Raw genomic sequence first — 19,965 nt, 5'->3', positions numbered from 1 at the left:
GCAGTTTGTCAGGCGGGTACGGCGTCCACGGCCGTCGGGGCGCTTTGGCTCGGGTGCATCGGCATCTCGGTCAGGCCCGGGTAGTAGATGTGCAGACTCACGGCCGGTTCGAGCGAATCGTTGACCACTTCGTGGACGTACCCCGGGGCGAAGGACCGCTGCGCGCCCGCGCCGAGGGACCGCGTCCCGCGCTCGGTGTGCTCGGTCAACTCGCCTTCCAGGACCGTCAGGACGCCGGCGGAGAGACCGTGGTCGTGGCGTCCGCTGCCCTGCCCGGGCACCCAGCTGAGCAGCCACACCTCGTAGCCGGGGCCCTGGTGCAGGCGGTGGTACCAGCGGGAGGCGGAGTCGTACTGGACGATGCCCGCCCACCGTGCGCGGTCGGCCGCGATGGAGCGTGCGAGGCCGACGAACTCGGAGACGGTGGAGGGGTGCTCGCGGGCGGGCCGGAGGAGGTGCTGGACCTCAAGGATGTCGCCGGCGATCTGAAGGTCGCTGTCGCTGTTCATTGCTGCGGTGGTTCCTCGGCATGGGGGGCGCACGTGCGGGGAGTCACGATGACTGCGGGGAGGAGCGAAAACGAAGAAAAACGCTCGACCGGAGAGTCGGAGAGGCTGGATCAGAGCTGGAGCACTACGGCATCAACAGCTGTGACAGCTGGAACAGCAACAGCGGGCCTGGACAGCGCTACGGAACCCACGGGCGTGGGTGACGTGCAGGGCTGCGGTCGCTGGCATGGAAACAAGGAGACCGGCTCGGCCGTCCGCTGTCAACCCAATGCCCGATATGGGGGCAATGTTTCACCCCTTCCGGTTGTCGGATTGGGAGAAAGGTTTATGCACCCAGGGGCAGGGACATGTGGCGCATCATCCGCGCCCTCAAACGCGGCTGACGCTCCGTGACCTGACTGTGATCTTGGTCGCTTCGGTGATCGAATCGCAACACAAGGCCCACCCCGGTCGTCTTCATCGAGAGAGGGTGCGGGGCCGTGGGGCCCGTGGCATATGTCAGATTTTTGCTGATTTGAGCACTTACCGCATACGCTTGGTTCCGCAGAGTGAATCCCTGGGCCAATAGCAGATCCTCGCTTGACTGCCCCAGAGCTACAGATTTGTAATTTCACTCGTGTCGTTCAGCCGCAAAAGGCTGCATCACGGGACGCAAGAGACAGACGAGGGGCGCACATGACCGAGCTGTTCCAGCAACTGCTGGTCGAGGACGCGGATGAGGAACTCGGCTGGCAGGAGCGCGCACTGTGCGCCCAGACCGACCCCGAGTCCTTCTTTCCCGAGAAGGGCGGATCCACCCGCGAGGCCAAGAAGGTCTGCCTCGCCTGTGAGGTGCGCTCGGAGTGCCTTGAGTACGCCCTCTCCAACGACGAACGCTTCGGCATCTGGGGCGGACTCTCCGAGCGGGAACGACGACGCCTCAAGAAGGCCGCGATCTAAAGAGGGCGGCGACCCAAGGCCACGATCCAAGGCCGCGCCCGCCCCTCTCATCGGCGCGAGGCGCTAGCCGGCCAGACGCGAGACACCAGGCGCGAGACACCAGGCACCAGGCACCGCCCCCCCCCGGCCCCCCGCAGGCCCCGAGCCCCGGACCGGCCGCGCAGAGCCGGTGGTCTCCCGACAGCTCATCCCCGATCATCCCCGACGGTTCCGATCACCTCTGATCACTCCGATCACCTCCGACGGCCCGTCCGCCACCCCCTTCTCCACGGGGCGGCGGACGGGCCGTCGGCAGGTCCGGGCCCGTCCCCTTCACCGGCTCGGACCCCCGCCACCTGTCCGTACCGTTAGTGTGGGGCCCCGTCCGAGACGCGCCAACGCCCCGCCGGCGCGCGCGTGTACACCGATGCAGCCCCCGGGGACGCCCCCCGGACCCGGCCGGAGGGCCCGTACCTCGATGTCCGTGCACAGCCACTCGGCGGCGCCGAACGCGGCCGCCGCCGCCCCAGAGTTCCCCCGGCACGTCGTCACCGCCGTGCTCGTCTCCCACGACGGCGCCCGCTGGCTGCCCGACGTGCTGGCCGGGCTGCTCGGGCAGGAACGCCCCGTACAGAACGTCATCGCCGCCGACACCGGCAGCGCCGACGACTCGGCCCGGCTGGTCACCGAGGCGCTCGGCGACGAACGCGTCCTGCACCTGGCACGCCGTACGAGCTTCGGCACGGCCGTCGACGAGGCGGCCCGCACCGCCGGCGTCCTGACCCCGGACGACCTGCCGTACCTCAAGCGCCCCAGCGGCTGGGACCCCGAGACCCGGACCTGGGTCGACGAGAACTACGACCTTCCCGAGCTGCCCCACGGCGAACCGGTCCAGTGGCTCTGGCTGCTGCACGACGACTGCGCGCCCGAGCCGGACGCGCTCGCCGAGATGCTGCGCGTCGTCGACACCGACAAGTACGCCACGATCGTCGGCCCCAAGCTGCGCGGCTGGTACGACCGCAAGCAGCTCCTCGAAGTCGGCGTCTCCATCGCCAACAGCGGCCGCCGCTGGACCGGCCTGGACCGCCGCGAGCAGGACCAGGGCCAGCACGACCAGGTCCGTACCGTCCTGTCCGTCTCCTCCGCCGGCATGCTCATCCGCCGCGACGTCTACGAGGAGCTCGGCGGCTTCGACCGCAGGCTCCCCCTGATGCGCGACGACGTCGACCTCTGCTGGCGCGCCCACCTCGCAGGCCACCGGGTCCTCGTCGCCCCGGACGCCGTCCTGCGGCACGCCGAGGCCTCCGCCCGCGAACGCCGCCCCATCGACTGCGCCGGCCGCTCCGTCGCCAGCCCGCACCGCGTCGACAAGGCGGGCGCGGTCTACACGATGCTCGTCAACGCGCGCGGCAAGGCCCTGCCCTGGGTCCTGCTCCGGCTCGTCGTCGGCACCCTGCTCCGTACCCTCGCCTACCTCGTCGGCAAGGTGCCCGGCCAGGCACTCGACGAGGTCACCGGCCTGCTCGGCACCCTGCTGCGCCCCGGCCGCATCTTCGCCGCCCGCCGCAACCGCGGAAAGGGCGTCGTCGACGCCGCCGAACTGCGCGCCCTGTTCCCGCCGCCCGGCGCCACCGTCCGGGCCACCGTCGACCAGGTCGCGGGCAACTTCGGCGGCCGTACGGACTCCGACTCGGGCGGCTCGCGCCACGGAGCCGTCGAATCCGGTCCCGGCGGCGACGACGCCGACTTCCTCGAAGTCGACCAGTTCGCCCGCCTCAAGCGCATCGGCCGCAAGCCCGGCCCCGTTCTCTTCGCCCTGCTCCTCGTCGTCTCGCTCATCGCCTGCCGCAACCTGCTCAGCGGCGGCGCACTCGCGGGCGGCGCGCTGCTGCCCGTCCCCGCCGAGCTCGGCTCGCTCTGGGGACGGTACGCGGACGCCTGGCACACGGTCGGCACCGGCGGCACCCAGACCGCGCCGCCCTACCTCGCCCTGCTCGCCGCCCTGTCGGCCCTGATGCTCGGCTCGACCGGGCTCGCCGTCAGCGTGCTGCTGGTCTGCTCGATCCCGCTGGCCGGGGCCACCGCCTACTTCGCCTCCCGCCCGCTGCTCCCCTCCCGGCTGCTGCGGGCCTGGGCGAGCGTCGCGTACGCCTTCCTGCCCGCCGCGACCGGCGCGCTGGCCACCGGCCGCCTGGGCACCGCCGTCCTTCTCGTCCTGCTCCCGCTGATCGCCCGCGCGGGCGTCGCCGCCCACGGGCTGCGCGCCGACAGCGCGGCGGGGGAGCGCGGCAGCTGGCGCGCCACCTGGGCGTACACGCTGCTGCTGACCGTCACCATGGCGTTCACCCCGATCGTCTGGCCGCTCGCCGTGGTCCTCGGCCTCGGCGTGCTGGTGCTGCGGCGCGGCGACATCACGGCGTACGCGCTCCGCTTCGTCGCCGCCGTCGGCACCCCGGTCCTGGTCCTCGCCCCCTGGTCGCTGAGCCTCCTGACGAACCCGTCCGCGCTCCTGACCGAAGCGGGCCTGGACACCGGTACGGGATCGGCCTCGGGCCTCGACCTGCTCGGCATCAGCCCCGGCGGCCCGGGCGCGGCGGGCGGCATCCTGCTGCTCGGCATCGTGCTGGCCGCGCTCGCCGCCCTGCTGCGCGAGGAGCGCCAGTTCGCCGTCCGCACCGCCTGGGCCGTCGCGCTCGTCGGCTTCCTCTTCGCCGCCGTCGCCAACGGATCCACCTGGGCCGGACCGGCCACCCTCGTCTACGGCACCGCCCTGATCGCCGCCGCTCTGGTCGGCGCGGACGGGGCCCGCATCCGGGTCGCCGAGCAGAGCTTCGGCTGGCGCCAGCCCGTGGCGGCGCTGATCGCGCTGGCCGCCGGACTGGCCCCGGTCCTGGCCGCGGCCGGCTGGATGATCGGCGGCGCCGACGGCCCGCTGGAGCGCCGCGACCCCGTGCAGGTGCCCGCCTTCGTCGCGGAGGAGAGCACCACCCGCGACCAGCCCCGCACCCTCATCCTCGGCGGCACCTCGCCCGACACCGTCTCGTACAGCCTGGTCCGCGGCTCGGGCGCTCGGCTCGGCGACGGCGAACTGACCGAGGCGGTCGGCAGCAACAGCCACCTCGACAAGGTCGTCGCCAACCTCGTCGCCGGCTCCGGCGCCGACCAGGGCGGCCAGCTCAGCGGCTTCGCGATCCGTTACGTCCTCGTCCGCGACGGAGCACCGCGCGAGATGAGCCGGGTCCTCGACGCCACCCCGGGCCTCAGCCGCCTCAGCCAGCTCGACGGCAGCGCTCTGTGGCGGGTGGACCGCCAGGTCGCCCGCGTCATGATCACCCCGGCCTCCGGCGAGGGCGAGCACATCGCGGTCGGCTCGGCCGCCGTCGAGGCCCATTCCAGGATCCCGGCGGGTGAGGCGGGCCGCGTCCTGCGGATCGCGGACGCCGCCGACCCGGGCTGGACGGCCACGCTGGACGGCAAGCCGCTGACCCGCAAGACCGTCGACGGCTGGGCCCAGGGCTTCGAGCTGCCCGCCAACGGCGGCCGTCTGGACCTCACCCACGACGCCCCGATCACCCACACCGCGTGGATCTGGGCCCAGGTCGGGCTGCTGGTGGTCCTGGTGGTCATGGCCCTGCCGGGCCGCCGCCGGGAGATCGACGACGACCTGCCCGACGAGGCGCTCGCCGTCGCCGCCGAGCCGGTCGATGGCGAGGGCCGCCGCGCCCGCAGGCTGCGCGCCGCGGCCCAGGCCGAGGCGGCGGCGGGCGAGGAGGCCGTGAACCCGGGGGAGTACATCCCGGCGCAGCAGTCCACCGACCCGTACGCCGAGAACGCTCCGGCGCACGACCCGCAGGCCCCGCACGACCCGCAGGAGGCCACCGGCGGCTACGCGGCGGTCCCGGTCCCGCAGCAGTACGACGAGTACGCGCAGTGGGACGGGCAGCAGCAGCCGACGGCCGACTACTACGCGACGTACCAGCAGCCGGACCCGTACGCCCAGCAGCACCAGCACCAGCACCAGCACCAACAGCAGGGACATCAGAGCGCCGACTACCAGGGCGGCTACGCAGTCCAGGACCCGTACGCGCAGCAGTACGACGACCAGGGCGCGTACAACGACCAGGGCGTCACGTACAGCAACCAGGGCGCGTACGACGAGTACGGCCAGTACACCGGCGGGCAGCAGCACCAGCAGCACCCGTACGGCGAGAACGGCGAACAGACCGACCCCCCGGCCCCGGGTCAGGCCCCGTGGCAGACCGGTAACGCATCGCGAGGCGAGTCCGAGTGAAGTCCACCCACCTGTCCCTGATCGCGGGCGCCGCCGTCCTGGCCGCCGTCACCGGCTTCGCCACGGTCACCGCGCCCGGCGCCCCGGCCGAGTCCGCCGCGAAGTCCGCCGCCCTGCTGCCGGTCGAGCGGGCCGGCCTGGTCTGCCCGGCGCCCAGCAACTCCGACCTCGCCGAGACGCAGTACACCGCGTTCACCCCGGCGGGCAAGGGCGGCGACGCCAAGGGCACCGCCGAGCTGAAGCCGGCGCTGCCGATCGTGGACGACGAGGACCTGACCGACCCGAAGAAGGCCAAGAAGGCCGAGGAAGCGGCGAAGAAGGCGAAGGAGAAGGCCGAGAAGCCGGTCCTCGCCGTGAAGGAGCCCGGAAAGCCGGTCGTCGCGGAGGCGAACGGCTCCGGCGCCCCGGCCCTCGTCGGCACGGCCACCGGCAGGCTGGCCCCCGGCTGGACCGCACAGCAGACCACCGAGGTCACCGCGGGCGGCTCCCGCGGACTCCTCGGGGTCACCTGCACCGCCCCCGACACGGACTTCTGGTTCCCGGGCGCGAGCACCGCCAAGTCCCGCCAGGACTACATCCACCTCACCAACCCCGACGACACCGGCGCCGTGGTCGACATCGAGCTGTACGGCCCCGAGGGCGCGCTGAAGTCCGACGTCGGCGACGGCATCACCGTGCCGGCCCGCTCCAGCGTCGCCGTCCTGCTGTCCACCCTCACCACCGAGGCCGTCGACCGGCTGACCGCCCACGTCACCACCCGCTCGGGACGGATCGGGGCGGTCGTCATGAGCGCCGACGACAGCGCGGGCAGCGACTGGATCACCGCGTCCGACGACCCGTCCGGCACGCTCGTGATGCCGGGCATCCCGGCCGACGCCACCTCCGTACAGCTGGTGGCGTTCGCGCCCGGCGACGACGACGCGGACGTGAAGGTCCAGCTCATGGGGAAGAACGCGACGTTCTCCCCGGCCGGGAACGCCACCCTGCACATCAAGTCCTCGATGACGGCCGCCGTCGACCTCAAGGACCTCACCCGCGGCGAACCGGGCTCCCTGCGCCTGACCCCCGTCCGGAAGGACCGGGCGACCCCGATCGTGGCCGCGCTGCGCGTGGTCCGGGGCAAGGGCGACAAGCAGGAGATCGCCTACATCCCCGCCACCGGGCCCGTCGGCGCCCGGGCGACCGTCGCGGACAACCGGGCCAAGGGCTCGACGCTGTCCCTGACCGCGCCGGGCGCCACGGCCAAGGTGAAGGTCACGGCGTCGGCGGGCAGCGGCGGCGGCGAACCGGCCGTCGAGACGTACACGGTCAAGGCCGGTACGACGCTCGCCGTCACCCCGAAGGCCCCGGAAGGCCTCAAGGGCTCCTACGCCCTGACCGTCGAGACGACGTCGGGCGGCCCGGTCCACGCGTCGCGCTCGCTGGCGATCGCCTCGGACGGCATCCAGATGTTCACGGTGCAGACGCTCCCCGACGACCGGGGCATGGTCGAGGTCCCGTCGGCGCGCCAGGACCTGTCGGTGCTGGACGACTGAGGGCGGGCCGCAGCCGGCCCCCGGAGGTCAGTCCTGCCCGTACCGGGGGTCGACCGACTCGGGGGCGAGCCCCAGCAGCTCGGCGACCTGCTCGACGACGACCTCGTGCACGAGCAGGGCGCGCTCGTCACGGCTCTTGGTGCGGATCTCGACGGGCCGCCGGTAGACGACGATCTGCGCGGGCCGCCCCTTCTCCGCGGAGACCGCGCTGCCGAGCGGAACGACCTCCTCCGGGGTGCCGGGCACATCGAGGACGACGAAGTCGACCTCGGCCAGCTGGGGCCAGCGCCGCTCCAGCCGCTCCACCGAGTCCTGGACCAGATCGCGGAAGGTCTCGCCCCGGCTGGCCGACAGCGGCACCTGCGGCGGGGCGACCGGCCCGCGCATACCGCGGCCATGACGGTCACGGCGCCGGGGCCGCGGCTCGAACGGGTGGGGAGGTACGGAGCTGTCCATCACCGACGCAGCGTAACGCTCCGGAGACCGGGACGACCGGAGAGACGATCGGAGAGGCGACGCGGCAGGGCGGACCCTTGCAGCTCCAACGGAAAGGGTCCGGACGTCCCCGGGAGGGGAGACCTCCGGATGTCCACAGTTGAACATTTCGGCCAAGGTTGAGCCCATTTCAGGCCCGTCATCCGATCATTGACCCTGCTGCTGGGACCGCGATGCACTCCGCCCGCGACCGACGCGACCGGCCGACGATCGCGCGCCCCTTGCGGCGGCGCAGGTCAGGGTAGCCCCCGGAAGCCCCGCTGTGCCGCAGGTCACAGGGCGACACGGTGGGGTGACCCGAGGGGGAGTCGTCGCGGCCCGCTCAAGAGTGCGGTACCGTCCAACATCGTGAGCCCTGTACGTCGCTGTTCGCGCACCGCGTGCGGCCGCCCTGCCGTCGCGACACTGACGTACGTCTATGCCGACTCGACTGCGGTCCTCGGCCCGCTCGCCACCTACGCCGAGCCCCACTGCTACGACCTGTGCGCCGAACACAGTGAGCGGCTCACCGCGCCGCGGGGCTGGGAAGTGGTGCGGCTCTCCGACGGCTCCGCCCCGGCGCACCCGAGCGGTGACGACCTCGAAGCACTGGCCAACGCGGTCCGCGAGGCGGCACGCCCGCACGACCGGGGCCCGGACGGCGAAGGCCGGGGCCGGCGCTCGGCCGACCCGGTGGAGGTGGCCCGCCGGGGCCACCTGAGGGTGCTGCGCTCCCCGGACTCCTGAGGCCGCCTCCTGAGGCACTGCCCGGCCGGGTAGTTTGGGCGGTCCGCAAAGACCCCAGGAGGACCGGCCGTGGTTGCTGATCTGTCGCAGCTCGTGAAGGCGTACGACGTGCGCGGAGTGGTGCCCGACCAGTGGGACGAATCGCTGGCCGAACTCTTCGGGTCCGCGTTCGTCCAGGTCACGGCGGCCGACGCGATCGTGATCGGCCACGACATGCGCCCGACCTCACCCGCCCTGTCCGCCGCCTTCGCGCGCGGCGCGGCGGCCCGGGGCGCGGACGTCACGCTCATCGGCCTCTGCTCGACGGACCAGCTGTACTACGCGTCGGGGGCGCTGGACCTCCCCGGGGCGATGTTCACGGCCTCGCACAACCCGGCGCAGTACAACGGCATCAAGATGTGCCAGGCGGGAGCGGCCCCGGTCGGCCAGGACACGGGCCTCGCGGAGATCCGCACCCTGGTCGAGCAGTGGTCGGAAGGAGCGCCCCGGCCCGGCGCGGCCACGACCCCCGGCACGATCACGGAACGCGACACCCTCACCGACTACGCGTCCCACCTGCTCGGCCTGGTCGACCTGACCGCGATCCGCCCGCTGAAGGTGGTGGTGGACGCGGGCAACGGCATGGGCGGCCACACGGTCCCCACGGTCTTCGACGGCCTCCCGCTCGACCTCGTACCGATGTACTTCGAGCTGGACGGCACCTTCCCCCACCACGAGGCCAACCCCCTCGACCCGAAGAACATCGTCGACCTCCAGGCCCGCGTCCTCGCCGAGGGCGCCGACCTGGGGCTCGCCTTCGACGGCGACGCGGACCGCTGCTTCGTGGTCGACGAGCGGGGCGCGGGCGTGTCGCCGTCCGCGATCACGGCCCTGGTGGCCGCCCGCGAACTGGCCCGCAACGGCGGCGAGGGCATCGTCATCCACAACCTGATCACCTCCTCGTCCGTCCCCGAGGTGGTCCGCGAGAACGGCGGCACCCCGGTCCGCACCCGGGTCGGCCACTCGTTCATCAAGGCGGAGATGGCCGAGCACGGCGCGATCTTCGGCGGTGAGCACTCGGCGCACTACTACTTCCGCGACTTCTGGAACGCCGATACGGGCATGCTCGCCGCCCTCCACGTACTCGCCGCCCTAGGCAACCAGCAGAAGCCGCTGTCCGAGCTGGTCGCGGAGTACGACCGCTACACCGGCTCCGGCGAGATCAACTCCACCGTCGCCGACCAGACAGCGAGCCTGACCAAGGTCAGAACGGTCTACGGCACCCGCGACAACATCACCTTCGACGACCTGGACGGCCTCACGGTCACGGCCCCCGACTGGTGGTTCAACCTCCGAGCCTCCAACACGGAACCGCTGCTGCGCCTGAACGTGGAGGCGAAGAACGAGAAGACGATGACGGAGGTACGGGACGAGGTTTTGACCTTGATCCGGGGCTGACCCGGCCCTTTCCGGGGGTCCTTTCCAGCGGTCCGGACTTCTCCCAGCCCGCCCGGGTCACTTCCAGCGGTCCGGGCTTCTTCCAGCCCGCCCCAGGTCGCTTCCAGCCGGTCCGAGTTTCTTCCAGCCCGTCCCGGGTCATTTCCAGCCGGTCCGGGTTTCTTCCAGCCCGCCCCGGGTCATTTCCAGCCGGTCCGGGTTTCTTCCAGCCTCTCCAGGGCTACTTCCAGCTTCTCCCGGGTTACTTCCAGCCTCTCCGGCGTTTGAGGAGCGGGGTCCGGGGCGGAGCCCCGAAATCCAGCCCGTCCGGCGCTTGAGGACCGTAACCGGGGCCCGGGGCGGAGCCCCGATTACGGGAAGGGGCGGGTAGGGGAGAAGCCCGCCGCAGGCGCCCACCCACCCCCACCCGCTCACCCACCCACCCCAGCCCACCCCCACCCCCACGCCATCCCCCGTTTCATCCCCCCGGCCAGGCCGCGCCCCCTCCACCCCAGCGGTAGGCTGACGACGCCTGATCCACGCGGATCGGAACTCGCATGCTCGAAGGGACTCACCCCATGCCGCTCGAAGCCGGCCTCCTGGAGATCCTGGCCTGCCCGGCCTGCCACTCCCCGCTCGACGACCGTTCGGCGTCCGACACCCCCGAACTGGTCTGCACGGGCGACGCCTGCGGCCTGGCCTACCCGGTCCGGGACGGCATCCCGGTCCTTCTCGTCGACGAGGCCCGCCGCCCCGCCTGACCGCGAGCGACACCCGTACGGGACTGGACGGGCAGCAGACCGCAGGCGGGGCGGACCGCCTAGGTCTCCTGTCCCAGCAAGGCCAAGCCAGGCAAGGCGGGCCAAGCCAAGCAAGGTCGGGCAAGGCCAAGCAGGCAAAGGCGCAAGCCAAGCCAGGCAAGGCCAAGCACGGCGAGGCCAGGCAAGCCCCCCGCCCCCGTACCCGCAGCCCGCACCCCACCCGGTGATCGGAGGCCCACTGCCATGCTCGACGAGTCCCTGCTCGACGCCCCGGAAGCCCTGGCCCGAGCCGACCGCCGCGATCTGCTGCGCGGCGCAGCCGAGGCCGGCGCCCGGGTCCGCACCGCCGCCCGGCACGCCGCCGAGGCGGGCATCGACGGCCTGACCCCCGAGGGCCGCCCCCGCGCCGTCCTCGTGGCGGGCCCCGGCACTGCCGCCTCCGGGGTCGCCGACCTCATCGGCGCACTGGCGGGCGCGGCCGCCCCCGTCACCCGCATCCCCCCCACGGGCGTCGCCCCCGCCCCCGGCGCCCTGCGCTGGGCCCTGCCCGGCTGGGCGGGCTCCGTGGACCTGCTCCTGATCGCGACCGCCGACGGCTCGGAACCGGGCCTCGCCCTGCTCGCCGAGCAGGCCTACCGCCGCGGCTGCACCGTCGTCGCCGTCGCCCCCACCCGCTCACCGCTACGCGAGGCGGTCGACGGGGTGCACGGCCTGGTCGTCCCGATGGCGGCCGCCCCGCACGGCGAGTACGACGCGGAGACCTCGGCCGCCGGCCCCGGCACGCTGTGGGCGCTGCTCACACCTCTGCTGGCGCTCCTGGACCGGGTGGGCCTGGTGACCGCGTCCCCCGAAGACCTGCAAAAGGTGGCGGACCGCCTGGACCGCACCGCGGAACGCTGCGGTCCGGCCATCGCCACGTACAGCAACCCGGCCAAGACGCTCGCCGCCGAACTCGCCGACAGCCTGCCGCTGCTGTGGACGGAGGGCGAAGCCGCGGGCCCGGTCGGCCGCCGCTTCGCCGCCGTACTGTCCGAGCTGGCGGGCCGCCCCGCCCTCACCGCACAGCTCCCCGAAGCGCTGCCCTCGCACGGCACGCTGCTCGCCGGGGACTTCGCGGCCGGCGCGGACCCCGACGACTTCTTCCGGGACCGGGTCGAGGAGGGCGAGACGCTACGAGCCAGGGTCGTTCTGCTCCGGGACCGCCCGACGGGAGGCCTCAGCGCCTACCCGGCGGCCAGGGAACTGGCGCTCGGCCACGACACACCGGTCAGCGAGCTGGAGCCGGAGGAGAGCAGCGAACTGGAAGCAGTCGCCGAACTGCTCGCGATCACCGACTTCGCGGCGGTCTACCTGGCACTGGCGTCGGCACCGCAGCCCTGAGAACTCGCCCCGGGCTCGCTCCGACCGACCCCACACCCCCCGGACACCCCCACGACGCCAGGACCTCACACAACCCTGGTATCCCTGGTGACGCAGAGAATCACGCCCACCCGCCCCACCCGAGGACGACTCCATGGACCGCCTGTCCAACACCGTGCGCCCCTACGCCTGGGGGTCCACGACGGCCATCCCCGCCCTGCTCGGCATCGCGCCCACCGGCGAACCGCAGGCCGAGATGTGGATGGGAGCCCACCCCGGAGCGCCCTCACGTATCACCCGTACCACCGCGTCCGGCGAGATCGAGCTGGCCCTCACCGAGGCCATCGACGCCGACCCGGAAGGCGAGCTCGGCGCCCCGACCGTCGCCCGGTTCGGCCCCCGCCTCCCCTTCCTCCTGAAGCTCCTCGCCGCCGGCGCCCCCCTCTCCGTACAGGTCCACCCCGACCTGGACCAGGCCCGTGAGGGTTACGCCGACGAGGAGGCCCGGGGCGTCCCCGTGGACGCCCCCCACCGCACGTACAAGGACGCGAACCACAAGCCCGAACTGATCTGCGCCCTCACCCCCTTCGCCGGACTGTGCGGCTTCCGCCCGCCCGCCGAGGCGGCGGACGCGATGGAGGCGCTGGGAGTCGACTCCCTCAAGCCGTACGTGGACCTCCTCCGCGCCCACCCCGAGGAGGCGGCCCTCCGCGAGGTGCTGACGGCGATCCTCGGCGCGGACCCGGCGGTGATGACCGAGACCGTGACGGAGGCGGCGGCCGCCGCCGAACGCCTCGGCGGCACCCACGCCCCGTACGCCCGCATCGCCCACCACTTCCCCGGCGACCCCGGCGTACTCGCCGCGATGCTGCTGAACTACGTGCAACTCCAGCCCGGGGAAGCCCTGTTCCTCGGTGCGGGCGTCCCGCACGCCTATCTCGACGGCCTCGGCGTCGAGATCATGGCCAACTCGGACAACGTGCTGCGCTGCGGTCTGACCCCCAAGCACATCGACGTCCCCGAACTCCTCCGTATCGTCCGGTTCGAAGCCACCGAGCCCGGCGTGCTGCGCCCGGAGGCGGCCCCGTCGGGCGAGGAACGCTACGAAACCCCGGTCGACGAGTTCGCCCTGTCCCGCTACACCCTCGCCTCCGGGGCGGCCCCCGCCGACCTGACCGCCCCCACCCCCCAGATCCTGCTCTGCACGGCGGGCACCGTCACGGTCGGCGAAATCGCCCTCGGACCGGGGGAGTCGGCCTACGTCCCGGCCGGCGAGCGTGTCGAGGCGGCGGGTCCGGGCACACTCTTCCGGGCCACCGTGGCGGCCTGACCCACGGGCCGCCCGGACGGCTGCAACAATGTGCCGCCTCACCGCGACGGCACGTGCCGCGCACCGACGAAGGGACACCACGCACCCATGAGCGCGTCAGGCGGAACCAAGGCGATCGTGGCGGCACTCGCCGCCAACCTCTCGATCGCCGTGGCCAAATTCGTAGCGTTCCTCTTCAGTGGGTCTTCGTCGATGCTCGCGGAGAGCGTCCACTCGCTCGCCGACTCCGGCAACCAGGGACTCCTGCTGCTCGGCGGCAAGAGGGCGAAGCGCGAAGCCACCCCCGAGCACCCCTTCGGCTACGGACGCGAGCGCTACATCTACGCGTTCCTCGTCTCCATCGTCCTCTTCTCGGTCGGTGGCATGTTCGCGGTCTACGAGGGCTACGAGAAGATCAAGCACCCGCACGCGATCGAGGCCTGGTACTGGCCCGTCGGGGTCCTGGTCTTCGCGATCATCGCCGAGCTCTTCTCCTTCCGTACGGCGATCAAGGAGTCCAACCTCACCCGGGGCAACCGCTCCTGGACCGAGTTCGTCCGCCGTTCCAAGGCCCCCGAGCTGCCGGTCGTCCTGCTGGAGGACCTCGGCGCCCTCGTCGGCCTGATCCTGGCGCTCGGCGGCGTCGGCCTCGCCCTCGCCACCGGCAACGGCGTCTGGGACGGCATCGGCACCCTCTGCATCGGCATCCTGCTGATCCTCATCGCGATCGTCCTGGCCGTCGAGACGAAGTCCCTCCTGCTCGGCGAGTCCGCGGGCATCGAGGACGTCGAGAAGATCAAGGCGGCCGTGGTGGACGGCGACACCGTCACTCGCATCATCCACATGCGCACCCTGCACCTCGGCCCCGAGGAACTGCTGGTCGCCGCCAAGATCGCGGTCCGGCACGACGAGACCGCCGCCGAGGTCGCCGAAGCCATCAACGCCGCCGAGAACCGCATCCGCGCGGCGGTCCCGATCGCCCGGGTCATCTACCTGGAGCCGGACATCTACAACGCGGAGGCCGCCGCGACCGGAACCAACCCGGGCAAGACACTCGACGGCCCGACCGAGGCCCCGACCGACGCCCCGAGCGATTCCGGCCACTGACCCACCGCACACCAGCCCCGATCGGCCCGGTGACCCCGCACACACGCCCCTCTCCCCGAACGGGCTGGGGCTCACTGGGCCGTTCGGTGTAGATTCGGATACGGAAAACAGACGTCGCTGCTGATGGCGGTCGACCGGCTGGCACGAGCGAGCCGGGCGAGGGACAGAGGGCCTCCGACGGACTGCACTGCGGATCCGCCCCGGGCACTCCTGTGCCCGCCGCGCCGCAGAGTCAGCCCAGACAGCCCACCCTCGACCCATCACGAGGAGCAGCCCGTTATGACGACGGCCACCAACCGCCAGGACTTCAAGGTCGCCGACCTCTCCCTCGCCCCGTTCGGGCGCAAGGAGATCACGCTCGCCGAGCACGAGATGCCCGGCCTGATGTCGATCCGCAAGGAGTTCGCCGCCGCCCAGCCGCTGGCCGGTGCCCGGATCACCGGCTCGCTGCACATGACGGTGCAGACCGCCGTGCTCATCGAGACCCTCGTCGCCCTGGGCGCCGAGGTCCGCTGGGCCTCCTGCAACATCTTCTCCACCCAGGACCACGCCGCCGCCGCCATCGCGGTCGGCCCGAACGGCACCCCGGAAGCACCCGCGGGCGTCCCGGTCTTCGCCTGGAAGGGCGAGACCCTGGAGGAGTACTGGTGGTGCACGGAGCAGGCGCTGACCTGGCCGAACACCCCCACCGGCGGCCCGAACATGATCCTGGACGACGGTGGTGACGCCACCCTCCTCGTCCACAAGGGCGTCGAGTTCGAGAAGGCCGGCGCCGCCCCGGACCCGTCGACCGCGGACAGCGAGGAGTACGCCCACATCCTCACCCTGCTGAACCGCACCCTCGGCGAGGCCCCGCAGAAGTGGACCCAGCTCGCGTCCGAGATCCGCGGTGTCACCGAGGAGACGACGACGGGTGTCCACCGCCTGTACGAGATGCACCGTGATGGCTCCCTCCTGTTCCCCGCGATCAACGTGAACGACGCGGTGACCAAGTCCAAGTTCGACAACAAGTACGGCTGCCGCCACTCCCTCATCGACGGCATCAACCGCGCCACCGACGTCCTCATCGGCGGCAAGACCGCCGTCGTCTTCGGCTACGGCGACGTGGGCAAGGGCTGCGCGGAGTCCCTGCGCGGCCAGGGCGCCCGCGTGATCATCACGGAGATCGACCCGATCTGCGCGCTCCAGGCGGCGATGGACGGCTACCAGGTCGCCACGCTGGACGACGTCGTGGAGACGGCCGACATCTTCATCACCACGACGGGCAACAAGGACATCATCATGGCCAAGGACATGGCCCGGATGAAGCACCAGGCCATCGTCGGGAACATCGGCCACTTCGACAACGAGATCGACATGGCCGGTCTCGCCCGGATCGACGGCATCGTCAAGGACGAGGTCAAGCCCCAGGTCCACACCTGGACGTTCCCCGACGGCAAGGTCCTCATCGTCCTGTCCGAGGGCCGCCTGCTGAACCTGGGCAACGCGACCGGACACCCGTCCTTCGTGATGTCCAACAGCTTCGCCGACCAGACCCTCGCGCAGATCGAGCTGTTCACGAAGCCCGAGGAGTACCCGACCGACGTGTACGTGCTGCCGAAGCACCTGGACGAGAAGGTCGCCCGCCTCCACCTCGACGCGCTGGGCGTCAAGCTCACGACGCTGCGCCCCGAGCAGGCGGCGTACATCGGTGTCGAGGTGGAGGGCCCGTACAAGCCCGACCACTACCGCTACTGATCCACCCCCGGCGTTCGGAAGGCCGGCCTTCCGAACGCCGAGCGGCGTCACAGCATCCAGCGGCAGCTCCGCGGCAGATGCGTCGCCGTCCGCGGCAGATACGTAGCAGGTCCGAGTGCAGGCCCCCGCACCCCCGTGCCGGGGGCCTGCTCCCGTTACCGCCCCCGCACAGCCCGAGGAACCCGAAGGACCCCATGCCCCGCGGCAGGTATTCGCTCCACGACCTTCACGATCACACCCCCCTCGGCGAAGAACACTTCCACTGCGCCCCCGGCCCCTCCGGCTGGCGCTACGTCTCCCAGACCACATCCCCCTCCGGAGACCACCTCGGCTCCGTCGACCTCGCCCTGGACGAGCTGGGCCGGCCCATCCGCCTCGAACTCCATGCCGCGAGCTGGCAGGTACGAGGAGCGGCCCTGGAAGGGGTCACCTGGGTCCGGACCGATCCCACCGGCAGCCACGCCACCGAAGGCAACGTCCGCGCCCACGCCTTCGCCGGCACGTCCCCCGCGTTCCTCATCGCGATGACCCGTCTCCTGCGCCTCACCCCTGCTTCGCCCACGACCCGCGTCCGCGTGGTCACCTTCACGGACCCGGTCCTCGCGCCCAGAACCGTCGACCAGTCCTGGGCCCTGATGAACAGTGAAGCGCACGCCACTGACAACGGCCCCTTGATCGTGGACGAATACCAGGTCAGCGCCCTGGACACCGGCGAGCAGCACACCGTCCACATCGCCGGTGACGTGGTCCTCGCGGCCCCCGGCATCGAGCTCGAACACCTGGAGACACCCCCGTCCCCGCGCACCTACGGCCCGGACCTCAGCGAGCTGGAAACGAGCAATCCGGACACGGGTGGCCCGGGCGCCGACTAACCGGGCGGAGCGAACCCGGTCGAGGAAACACCCCCGCGCCGCTGCCGGTCATCACCGACGCCACCGCCCCCACCACCGGCAGCAGCACCAGCACCAGCACCCCCACTCCCACCAAGCCCACCGGCCTCAGCGACAACAGGGGGCCCAGGGGACACAGGGGACACAAGGGTTACGGGGGCAATCGGAGCCTCGACGTACCCCCCGGCCCCGGCCCGAGGCCCGGCGAACACGCGCCGCGCATCCCGGGACTGCCGCTCATGCACCACCGCCGCCAGAAACGCGGCCGCGGGAACACCCTGGGGCGCGGCGGCCCCCGTCCGCGCGACCAGCTCACCGGCCAGCCGTTCCGCGATCGACCGCCCCACCCCGGGATCCAGCTGCTGCATCCGCGTCAGGTACTGCCGTACCGCGGACCAGAGCTCGTCCGGTACGCCCGACAAATCCAGCTCCGCGAACCGGCCCACCAGCCAGGGCGGGGGAGGCGGCACGGCGACGGACCGGCCCGTCGCGGCGACGCGCTCCCGGATCACCAGCGTTCCGGCGAACACATCACCGATCCGGCGGCCCCGCGCCGACACCAGCGACGCGATGGAGGCCACGGCACCGAAGGTCAGGAGGATCTCGACGAGCCCCATGGCCCCACGTACGAGCGCGTGACGGAAACGGATCGGCCCACCGTCGTCCCGCACCACCCGCAGCCCGCACGCCAGCTTCCCCAGCGAGCGGCCGTGGCTCAGCGTCTCGACCGCGACGGGCCCACCGATCAGGACCAGCAGGAACGAGGCGACCCCGATCGCGGCGAGGGCGGCCTCGTCGAGGGCGGCGGAAGCGATACCCAGCAGCACCGAGACGAGGATGAAGACGGCGAACGTCACCGCCAGATCGATGGCGGAGGCCAGGGCCCGGCTGGGCAGCCGGGCGGGCCTCAAGCCCAGAACGACCGCGTCACCGGTCACCAGCTCACTCATCGGTCCCCACCCTTCGCCGACCTTCCCTGCCCCAGCCGGGCCCAGTCTGCCAAGCTGACCGCGAGCGCGCCGCAGCAGTACGGACCCGTACGCCCCTTTGCCAGGAGCAACAGACGCCCATGGACCTCGACGTCTTCGTCACCGCCCACCGCACGGAGTGGGACCGCCTGGAACACCTCCTGCGCCGAGGGCGCCGCCTCACGGGTGCGGAAGCGGACGAACTGGTCGTTCTCTACCAACGCACGGCGACGCACCTCTCGCTGATCCAGTCGAGCAGCTCCGACCCGCTCCTCACCGGACGCCTCACCCAGCTCGTGGCCCGCGCCCGGTCGACCGTGACGGGCACCCGCAAGGCCTCCTGGCGGGACGCGGCCCGGTTCCTCACCACGGGATTCCCCGCCGCGGTCTACCGCTCGCGCCACTGGTGGGTTCCCACGGCGGTGCTCTCGACCGCGGTGGCAGCACTGCTGGGATGGTGGATAGGTACGCACCCGGAGGTGCAGGCCGCGATCGCGGCACCGGAAGACCTCCGCGCGATGACCCGGCCGGGCGGGGAGTACGAGACCTACTACTCCAGCCATCCGGCGGCGTCGTTCGCGGCACAGGTATGGACGAACAACGCGCAGGCCGCGGCCATGTGCCTGGTCCTGGGGGCGTTCCTCTGCATACCGGTGATCTGGATCCTCTTCCTCAACATGCTGAACCTCGGCGTCGGCATGGGCCTCATGTCCTCCGCGGGCCGGCTCGACGTCTTCCTCGGCCTGGTACTGCCTCACGGTCTGCTCGAACTGACTGCGGTGTTCGTCGCCGCAGGCACGGGGCTGCGCCTCGGCTGGACGGTGATCGACCCGGGCCCCCTGTCACGCCGGACCGCCCTGGCCCAGCAGGGCCGCGCCGCACTGGGCATGGCGATCGGCCTGGCCCTGGTCCTGTTCGTCTCCGGGATCATCGAGGGCTTCGTGACCCCGTCCGGTCTCCCCACCTGGGCCCGGATCACCATCGGCATCGCCGCTGAGCTGGCCTTTCTCGCGTACGTCTACATCCTCGGCGGCCGCGCGGCCCGCGCCGGTGACACGGGCGACCTCGCAGCGGTCGAACGCAGCGCCGAACTTCCCACCGCAGCCTGACCGCCGATGTGCTTTCACCCCGGCTGAGCTGCTAGTGTCCTCCTCGCCCACAAAACCCGTTGACACGGTTGATGTGGGGAGGTAGATTTGAACGGTTGCCTCGGACTGGACAAGTTCGGGATGAGCGCATAATGTCTACTCCGCTCGTGCAGGGGTTCTCGTTAACTCCGCCGGGCCACAATGATTCTCCTTTCTCGAATCGCTCGGGTCGTTCGTTTGCCCCGTGAGTTTCTGATAAAGTCGGATCCGCCGAAAGGCAAGGCCACTCCACAGGCCACCGGAAATCGAATTCGGACCGGAAACGGAACGAAAAAGAGTCTGGTAAAGTGGGAACCGCCGGAAAGGGAAACCGCGAAAGCGGAGAACCTGGAAAGCGAAACTGCATGGCCCGCTTCGACCGGGAATCGGACACGAAAGAGTCTGATAGAGTCGGAAACGCAAGACAGCAGGACAAAGAAGTAAAACGAAGGGAAGCGCCCGGAGGGCCCCGGTGATACGGGACCGAAGGAAGCGTCCGTTCCTTGAGAACTCAACAGCGTGCCAAAAGTCAACGCCAGATATGTTGATACCCCGTCTCCGGCCGTCATGGTCGGGACGTGGTTCCTTTTGAAATACACAGCGAGGACGCTGTGAACAACGGGTCTTATTCCGACCGGTTGTTCCGCTCTCGTGTGTGTGCACCCGATTACGGGTAAACATTCACGGAGAGTTTGATCCTGGCTCAGGACGAACGCTGGCGGCGTGCTTAACACATGCAAGTCGAACGATGAAGCCGCTTCGGTGGTGGATTAGTGGCGAACGGGTGAGTAACACGTGGGCAATCTGCCCTTCACTC

Annotated in this window: 15 protein-coding genes and 1 rRNA gene; 13 read left to right on the top strand and 3 right to left on the bottom strand. The window is 71.4% G+C overall.

What is annotated here, in order from left to right; all coding sequences use genetic code 11:
• Nucleotides 1–8: 8 nt before the first annotated feature.
• Nucleotides 9–509: a cysteine dioxygenase family protein gene (locus tag A3Q37_RS20205; RefSeq protein WP_065486647.1), complete on the bottom strand. Its 501-nt coding sequence runs from the start codon at nucleotides 507–509 to the stop codon at nucleotides 9–11.
• Nucleotides 510–1,184: 675 nt separating this feature from the next.
• On the opposite strand from A3Q37_RS20205, the gene A3Q37_RS20200 reads away from it, so the two are divergent.
• From A3Q37_RS20200 to A3Q37_RS20190, 3 genes are all read left to right on the top strand, one after another.
• Nucleotides 1,185–1,448 (top strand): WhiB family transcriptional regulator, encoded by a 264-nt coding sequence (locus tag A3Q37_RS20200; protein ID WP_003968728.1) that lies wholly within the window; start codon nucleotides 1,185–1,187, stop codon nucleotides 1,446–1,448.
• A gap of 457 nt (nucleotides 1,449–1,905) precedes the next feature.
• Nucleotides 1,906–5,718, top strand: a complete 3,813-nt coding sequence (locus A3Q37_RS20195) for a glycosyltransferase family 2 protein (protein ID WP_065486645.1) — start codon at nucleotides 1,906–1,908, stop codon at nucleotides 5,716–5,718.
• The gene (locus A3Q37_RS20190; RefSeq protein WP_065486643.1) at nucleotides 5,715–7,253 is read left to right on the top strand and encodes a DUF5719 family protein; all 1,539 of its coding nucleotides are present in this window, start codon (nucleotides 5,715–5,717) and stop codon (nucleotides 7,251–7,253) included. Before A3Q37_RS20195 ends, A3Q37_RS20190 begins: the two co-directional genes overlap by 4 nt.
• Nucleotides 7,254–7,280: 27 nt before the next feature.
• On the opposite strand, the gene A3Q37_RS20185 is transcribed toward A3Q37_RS20190, so the two are convergent.
• Complete coding sequence (locus A3Q37_RS20185; RefSeq protein ID WP_075265990.1) at nucleotides 7,281–7,709, bottom strand: metallopeptidase family protein; 429 nt, start codon at nucleotides 7,707–7,709, stop codon at nucleotides 7,281–7,283.
• Between the two features lie 387 nt (nucleotides 7,710–8,096).
• Here A3Q37_RS20185 and A3Q37_RS20180 point away from each other — a divergent pair, with 387 nt between their 5' ends.
• From A3Q37_RS20180 to A3Q37_RS20145, 8 genes are all read left to right on the top strand, one after another.
• Complete coding sequence (locus A3Q37_RS20180) at nucleotides 8,097–8,474, top strand: DUF3499 domain-containing protein (RefSeq protein ID WP_006125017.1); 378 nt, start codon at nucleotides 8,097–8,099, stop codon at nucleotides 8,472–8,474.
• A 69-nt stretch (nucleotides 8,475–8,543) separates the two neighbouring features.
• Complete coding sequence (locus tag A3Q37_RS20175) at nucleotides 8,544–9,911, top strand: phosphomannomutase/phosphoglucomutase (RefSeq protein ID WP_065486641.1); 1,368 nt, start codon at nucleotides 8,544–8,546, stop codon at nucleotides 9,909–9,911.
• 557 nt (nucleotides 9,912–10,468) lie between these two features.
• Nucleotides 10,469–10,651 (top strand): Trm112 family protein, encoded by a 183-nt coding sequence (locus A3Q37_RS20170; RefSeq protein WP_065486639.1) that lies wholly within the window; start codon nucleotides 10,469–10,471, stop codon nucleotides 10,649–10,651.
• Nucleotides 10,652–10,894: 243 nt separating this feature from the next.
• Nucleotides 10,895–12,031 (top strand): SIS domain-containing protein, encoded by a 1,137-nt coding sequence (locus A3Q37_RS20165; protein WP_065486637.1) that lies wholly within the window; start codon nucleotides 10,895–10,897, stop codon nucleotides 12,029–12,031.
• A gap of 133 nt (nucleotides 12,032–12,164) precedes the next feature.
• Nucleotides 12,165–13,340 carry a mannose-6-phosphate isomerase, class I gene (gene manA / locus A3Q37_RS20160; protein WP_065486635.1) on the top strand — a complete coding sequence of 392 codons (1,176 nt, stop codon included), beginning with the start codon at nucleotides 12,165–12,167 and terminating at the stop codon, nucleotides 13,338–13,340.
• Nucleotides 13,341–13,427: 87 nt separating this feature from the next.
• Nucleotides 13,428–14,426, top strand: a complete 999-nt coding sequence (locus A3Q37_RS20155) for a cation diffusion facilitator family transporter (protein WP_065486633.1) — start codon at nucleotides 13,428–13,430, stop codon at nucleotides 14,424–14,426.
• A gap of 279 nt (nucleotides 14,427–14,705) precedes the next feature.
• Nucleotides 14,706–16,163, top strand: coding sequence for an adenosylhomocysteinase (gene ahcY, locus A3Q37_RS20150; RefSeq protein WP_065486631.1), 1,458 nt, complete (start codon nucleotides 14,706–14,708; stop codon nucleotides 16,161–16,163).
• 194 nt (nucleotides 16,164–16,357) lie between these two features.
• The gene (locus A3Q37_RS20145; protein ID WP_065486629.1) at nucleotides 16,358–17,035 is read left to right on the top strand and encodes a hypothetical protein; all 678 of its coding nucleotides are present in this window, start codon (nucleotides 16,358–16,360) and stop codon (nucleotides 17,033–17,035) included.
• On the opposite strand, the gene A3Q37_RS20140 is transcribed toward A3Q37_RS20145, so the two are convergent.
• On the bottom strand, nucleotides 17,032–18,003 hold the full coding sequence (locus A3Q37_RS20140) for an RDD family protein (protein WP_065486627.1): 972 nt from the start codon (nucleotides 18,001–18,003) through the stop codon (nucleotides 17,032–17,034). The genes A3Q37_RS20145 and A3Q37_RS20140 overlap by 4 nt on opposite strands.
• A 119-nt stretch (nucleotides 18,004–18,122) precedes the next feature.
• Between A3Q37_RS20140 and A3Q37_RS20135 the strand changes: the two genes are divergently transcribed.
• Nucleotides 18,123–19,130: a stage II sporulation protein M gene (locus A3Q37_RS20135; protein WP_065486625.1), complete on the top strand. Its 1,008-nt coding sequence runs from the start codon at nucleotides 18,123–18,125 to the stop codon at nucleotides 19,128–19,130.
• A 698-nt stretch (nucleotides 19,131–19,828) separates the two neighbouring features.
• Nucleotides 19,829–19,965 (top strand): 16S ribosomal RNA (locus A3Q37_RS20130); the annotation flags it as partial.

This window comes from Streptomyces sp. PTY087I2, assembly GCF_001687325.1.
Classification (GTDB): Bacteria; Actinomycetota; Actinomycetes; order Streptomycetales; family Streptomycetaceae; genus Streptomyces.
Note: the sequence above shows the minus strand (reverse complement) of the source record. Positions and strands in the feature narration are given on the sequence as shown.